Source organism: Arthrobacter sp., from assembly GCF_031179385.1.
Lineage (GTDB): Bacteria > Actinomycetota > Actinomycetes > Actinomycetales > Micrococcaceae > Arthrobacter_D.
On the sequence record NZ_JAPSHV010000172.1, the window covers coordinates 1 to 4318 of the forward strand.

Consider the following 4318-nt stretch of genomic DNA (forward strand, 5'->3'; position numbering starts at 1 on the left):
CATGAGCATCCCCGTTATCACTTACGGCGATACGTTTACTGACTTCGTGGGCGGGTTGGAACGACTGCACGGTCCGGTTACTGTCGTGCGCAGATGCGGTGCCCTCGCCGAATTGATTGCCGCCTGCCAGACGGGGCTCGCCCGTGCCGCAATCGTTGCCGGCGACACGTCCGAGCTGGGCATCAGCGTTCTGGACCGGCTGCACAGCTCGCAAGTTGCCGTCGTCGTGCTCACCGATGACGAAGCGGAGCGCCGCCGATTCGATGCGTTGGGGATTGCCCAAGGGCCCGTCCTGATGAAGCCTTCGGAACTGGCCTGCATTATCACCGAGGCTGTAGCGACTCTTCCCGAAACGGGCACCCAGATAGCTGGAAGTTATGCCGACCCGGCACATGCGCTGCTGCCGGTCGGGATCCCGGACGAACAACCTGCGGAACTATCAGCCGGCGGTCAGGTGATCGCGGTGTGGGGACCACCGGGTGCGCCCGGCCGAACGACGGTCGCTGTGAATCTGGCGGCGGAGTATGCGGCATCCGGCAAAAAGACACTGCTGATCGACGCCGACACCTACTCCGCGAGCGTAGCGGCGTTCCTCGGCCTGATGGATGAGTCCGCCGCACTGGCCCAAGCGTGCAGGCTGGCAGATCAGGGCATCCTCGATGGACCGGCCCTTGCACGGGTAAGCGTAAAGGTAGCGGTACAAGGCGCTCACCTTCAGGTGTTGACGGGCATCACGAGGGCCGAGCGGTGGCCGGAACTCCGGCCCGGCGCTGTGTCCACCGTAGTGGGGCTGGCGAGATCCCAAGCGGAGTACACCATCATCGATTGCGGTTTTTGCCTCGAGGCTGACGAAGAGCTCAGCTTTGACACGATGGCACCACGGCGAAACGGTGCAACCCTTCGTTGCCTGGAACTGGCCGATACTGTTTTTGCCGTCGGTGCCGCCGACGCCGTTGGGGTCCCCCGATTGGTCAGGGCACTTGCCGAGATTGAATATGCCGTTCCCAGCGCTGCGCCCCGTGTCGTCCTGAATAAGGTGCGGGCATCATCGATTGGATCGGCACCGGTTGACCAGTTGCGACAATCCTGGGAGCGATTCGGTCCAGGCAAAGAGGTGCACTCTTTCCTGCCAGCCGACTTCGATGTTGCGGACGCAGCACTACTCACTGGCTCTGTGCTTCTCGAAAGCGCTCCGGATTCTCCGCTGCGCCATGCAATCGCACTGCTCGCTGGCCGCGAACTGCCTGTCCGCCGGAACGGCTCGCGCAGGTACAAGCGCCTCAAAGTGTAGTTTTTGTCGGCGGGCGTTAGGCTTGCAGGTGTGGCCGCAATGGGGCGGTCTCGGACCACCTATCGGAGGCGTTTTTCATGTCGTCAGGATCCAGTGCTACGGATCTTTCCACTTCAGGTAAGCACCCGGGGGACTTCCTCGGGAACTACTACGAGCACCTGGCTGCCGAGGATGCTGCAAGCTATAGCGGCGACACTCTGGAAACGCGGGCCATGGCGCATCGGGAGCTCGCCCTTCATCGGCCGAGCGGAGAAGCGGTCATCGGCATACGCAACGAGCGCAATTCCAGCGTCATCATGATTGCGACCGACGACATGCCGTTCCTGGTCGATTCGGTAACTGCGGAAATAGTGCGCCAGGATCTGGCCATACGGATGCTCATGCATCCCACTTTTATTGCCGTACGCGACCGGACCAGCCACGAACTTGTAGAGCTGAAACGCGTACCGGCCCATTTGGGCGCCTCGAGCGGCGACACCGCCGCGCTGCCGAATCTGGCCGAGTTTATCGCGACGGGAGACAAGGCCTCCCACATTGAATCCTGGATTTCAGTAGAGACTGTGCGTATTTCAGACGACGAAAAGGCACAGCAGGTCATTGAGGGCATCCGCAAAGTGCTCGGTGATGTTCGCGTCGCAGTCGAGGACTGGTCTGCGATGCGCAGCCGTGTCAGGCAGATCGCCGCATCGCTGGATTCTGTTGCCGGTGCTGAGGAGATACCGGACCTCAATGAAGCCAAGGAGCTTCTGGAGTGGCTGGACGATGGCAACTTCACCTTCCTGGGCTACCGGGAGTATGACCTTGCCAATCAGGCCGGCGAAGATGTGCTGTTGCTGCGCGAGGGCACGGGGCTCGGCATCATGCGTGAGCTGCCGGAGGACCGGCACGTCCAGCATCTGACAGAGGAGGGACGCGCCCGCGCCCGCGAGAAGCGCGCATTGGTCATTACCAAGGCGAATTCGCGTTCCACCGTGCACCGGGCGGCGTACCTGGACTACATCGGGGTCAAGAGCTTTGACGCGCAAGGCAACGTCAACGGCGAGCGCAGGTTCATCGGTCTCTTTGCCAGCAGCGCCTACAACCGATCAGTACGAAGCGTTCCCATTGTGCGCGAAAAAGTCGACGCAGTCCTCAGGCATTCCGGGTTTGCACCTGACTCGCATTCGGGGAAGGACCTGCTTTCCATACTTGAGTCGTATCCTCGGGATGAGATATTCCAGATGAGCACCCAGGAACTGGCGGACATCGCCATGGGCATCCTGCGGCTTCAGGAACGCCGGCGGACGCGGCTCTTTCTCCGCCAGGACGTCTACGGGAGGTTTGTTTCGGCACTGGTCTACCTGCCCCGCGACCGGTACACCACGGCAGTACGACTGCGGATGCAGGACGAACTGCGCAGAACCTTCGAAGCGAAGGCCATTGACTATGAAGCTCGGATGACGGAATCTTCCTTGGCACGGTTGTTCTTCCGCATTCGGCTCAAGCATGGTTCCGAAGTGCCGCAAATCGATGTTGCAGACCTCGAGAGGCGGCTGGCCGCTGCGGCACGTTCGTGGTCCGAGGGCATTGATCAAATTGTGCGGACAAAATTTGACGGTGAGGAAGCCGAGAAGCTTTCGGCGAAGTGGGCCGAGGCTTTCCCCGCCAGCTACCGTGTCGACTATGAGGTCGAAGATGCGCTTGAAGACATCGCACGCTTCGAGAGCTACAGCGAAAAGGCCGATGTCAGCCCGATCATGCACGTGTACATCCCTGCCGAGGTGCAGACGAAGGTCGAGGACGCCCGCCTCAAACTCTATTTGCCCGAGCCGCAGTCACTGAGCCAGATTCTGCCGGTCTTTCAGAACCTCGGTCTCGAAGTGCTGGATGAACGGCCATTCGAAATCATCACAGCCGACGGCGAGGATTTCTTCCTTTACGACTTGGGCCTGAGGTATCCGCCCGGAGTGGATCCGCTCGCGACCGGCGGGCTGGTGCAGGATGCCTTTGGCGCCGTCGTGACAGGACGGAGCGAGTCCGACCGATTCGACCGGTTGGTCGTGCAGGAGCGGGTGCCCTGGCGAGAGGTCTCGATGCTGCGCAGCTATGCGCGCTATGTACGGCAGCTGGGCTATGCAGGTTCGTATAGTTTTACCGCCGATACATTGCTTGCAAATCCGGTGGTAGCCCACGCACTGATCACGCTGTTCACTGTCCAGTTTGACCCCGACTTGGACGAGGACTCCCGGGAAGCAGCCCTTGAGCGCGCGCGCGTAAGCCTGGCTGACGGGCTCCAGGCGGTTCCGACTCTGGATGCGGACCGAGCGCTCCGGACACTGGCCAACGTTATTGAGGCCACTTTGCGTACCAACTACTTCCAAAACAAGCCCTACTTGAGTTTTAAGCTGCGTCCGGAAGTGATCGAAGGAGCACCGTTCCCGCGGCCGAAATTCGAGATCTGGGTCTACTCACCGCAGGTCGAAGGGGTGCACCTTCGGTTCGGCGAGGTAGCGCGAGGCGGGCTGCGGTGGTCCGATCGCCGGGAGGACTTCCGCACGGAAATACTCGGTCTGGTCAAGGCGCAAACGGTCAAGAACGCCGTCATCGTCCCGACCGGTGCCAAGGGCGGCTTCTACGCCAAACAGTTGCCCGACCCGGCGAATGACCGAGCTGCCTGGATGGCAGAGGGCCAGTCGAGCTACCGGACATTCATCCGCGGTCTGCTTGACATCACCGACAACCTTGTCCGGACGCCTGCTGGCCAGCAGGTTGTCGTGCCTGAACGCGTTGTCCGCCTGGACGGCGATGACACATATTTGGTCGTAGCGGCAGACAAGGGCACCGCCAGCTTTTCCGATATCGCCAACGACATATCGGCAGAGTACGGGCACTGGCTGGGGGACGCATTCGCCTCCGGCGGCTCCGTCGGTTATGACCACAAGGCGATGGGCATTACCGCCCGCGGAGCATGGGAATCGGTTAAGCGCCACTTCAGCGAGCTGGGCATCGATACCCAACAGGAGGACTTTACGGTTGCCGGTGTAGGCG

Annotated in this window: 2 protein-coding genes; both read left to right on the plus strand. The window is 61.2% G+C overall.

Annotated elements, in window-relative coordinates; genetic code table 11:
• Positions 1-1291, plus strand: a 1291-nt coding sequence (locus RIF85_RS14825; protein WP_309072671.1) for a chromosome partitioning protein, incomplete at its 5' end; no start/stop codon positions are given.
• Positions 1292-1368: 77 nt separating this feature from the next.
• On the plus strand, positions 1369-4318 hold a 2950-nt coding region (locus tag RIF85_RS14830), incomplete at its 3' end, for an NAD-glutamate dehydrogenase domain-containing protein (RefSeq protein ID WP_309072672.1).